Raw genomic sequence first — 1,796 nt, 5'->3', positions numbered from 1 at the left:
ATATAAGAAAGAAGTTGTTAATGACAGAATAAAACATCAAGAACACTTAGAAGCAGAAAGATTACGCTTGGAAAAACTTAGAGAATTAGAACTAATTCAGTTAAAGAAACAACAAGAAAAATTAGCTCAGGAAAGAAAAGTTAGAGAACAAGCTGAACGTGAGCGTAGAAAAAAATTAGAATCTGACCCTAAATATATAGAGAGGCAAAAAGAAAAAAATTTAATAAAAAAATATGATATTTATCTCTATGACATAGTTGATAAGCATAGATCGAAGTTAATTAATATATTGAAATTATTAGATAATAATCAGAGATTATCTGAACAAGATGCTATTTGGTTAAATTCGGAAGGACGACAATTTTTTACAGATGAACTTAAGATAAAATTTCATCGTGTGGAAGCTGATTTTTATATTAATGAATATAAGACAACCAAATTACATTGGCATGCTATTAATGCCTCTAGTCAATTAAGAAAAGCTAAAGCAAGTAAAGAGGCTGAAAAGTTTTTAGAAAATACTGAAATCTCACTAAATAAAAATAAAAAATTATTGTCAGCTTATTTCACTACATTGGGAGGAGTTAAGAGAGATATTAGAAAAGTTGATACAGCAATAGAATGTGGCGTAAAAGCTCATGAAAATAATTCTCAGGACTACAGACCATGTACTTTATTGGGAGCTATATACATGGAAAACCATGAATATACTCTTGGACATGATTGGTATAGCAAAGCACGTGACCGAGGTGCGCCAGAGAAATCTATAAATGCTGATCTCAGAAGTATTCTTTTAAAATTAGATAAATCAAAACGCATTGAAATGATTGCTAGTCTATTGAAAAAAGACCCATACCTTTATGGTTGGTTAAAAGATATTAAAAAATAACTTCTAGTTTCCAAAAATCCCAATTTAAGTATTGGGATTTTTATTATAAAACGTCACTTTTTACGCTGATTTAAAGTTTCTTGTCCTAAATCTTTCCAAATTTGCCACTTCATATCATTTGGATCAATTTCAGCAGTTTTTATAAGTACTCCAAGCAATTCAGCAGGATCACGCTGATCTAGCTTAGCAATCTCAAAAAGTGCGCCTAATTGGATAAGGTGGCGTGTACGAGCTTTACGTTCAGCTTCCTTTTCTGCATTCAATAATTTTCTAACAGCAACTTTTTGCTTATTTGCTCGATCTATGGCTTTTTCAGCTTTGATCAAGGCATTAATTTTTTTCTCTTGGTCAGATGTTCTGTACTGAATTTTGGCTAATTCAAGTAAAAGTTTTTGTGCATCACTAGGGTTCTTTAAAGCAGAAATATAGGTGATTTTTTCAGACAGCCAATCATTATTCATATTCAATTCCATTAATTCAGATACCGCAAAAGTACAGGCTTAATTCTCAAAGAACGATAACAAAATAATTACGTCAAATGTACGCAATTTTGTTAAAGTCGTTCTAGAGATTGTTGCCTGCACTTCCATCAAAAATTTGATGGCGCGCTTAGACGTTTCTCAATTTCATTGAGAAACCTAAGCACGTTAGGGACTTCATCCCTAAAACCCTGAAACTTCTTTTTTTCGTTCAATTGAAAATTGAATGAAAAAAAGAAGTACCAAAGCTAGGAGCAACAGCATGCAACTAAAACAGGTATTGGGAAAAATCAAAGATATTAGTTTTGGCGTGATCGCAGCACCGCTAATTATCATCATTATGATGTGGGCTTCGATACTTGATCAAAGAGCGTTTAAAAAAGAACGTAACCGAAAAAAGGAACAGGATAAGACCTAATGGCGATTGC

The 1,796-nt window shown here is 32.3% G+C and carries 3 protein-coding genes; 2 read left to right on the top strand and 1 reads right to left on the bottom strand.

Going from position 1 to position 1,796, the window contains the following annotated elements; translation table 11 throughout:
- The coding region (locus FTV31_RS16605; RefSeq protein ID WP_180015743.1) for a hypothetical protein at positions 1-889 on the top strand (889 nt) is incomplete at its 5' end.
- Between the two features lie 53 nt (positions 890-942).
- Here the strand turns inward: FTV31_RS16605 and FTV31_RS16600 are convergent.
- Positions 943-1,350, bottom strand: a complete 408-nt coding sequence (locus FTV31_RS16600; RefSeq protein WP_180015740.1) for a conjugal transfer protein TraD — start codon at positions 1,348-1,350, stop codon at positions 943-945.
- Between the two features lie 280 nt (positions 1,351-1,630).
- Between FTV31_RS16600 and FTV31_RS16595 the strand changes: the two genes are divergently transcribed.
- Entirely contained in the window at positions 1,631-1,786 is a 156-nt protein-coding gene (locus FTV31_RS16595) for a hypothetical protein (protein ID WP_002061201.1), read from the top strand.
- The last annotated feature ends 10 nt before the right edge of the window (positions 1,787-1,796 follow it).

Origin of the sequence: Acinetobacter sp. YH16031 (genome assembly GCF_013417335.1) — a bacterium.
Classification (GTDB): domain Bacteria; phylum Pseudomonadota; class Gammaproteobacteria; order Pseudomonadales; family Moraxellaceae; genus Acinetobacter.
Note: the sequence above shows the minus strand (reverse complement) of the source record. Positions and strands in the feature narration are given on the sequence as shown.

Bases quoted from the DNA above. Each gene is read 5' to 3' on its own strand.
- FTV31_RS16600 (WP_180015740.1), bottom strand. From the start codon at position 1,350: ATGAATAATGATTGGCTGTCTGAAAAAATCACCTATATTTCTGCTTTA.
- FTV31_RS16595 (WP_002061201.1), top strand. From the start codon at position 1,631: ATGCAACTAAAACAGGTATTGGGAAAAATCAAAGATATTAGTTTTGGC.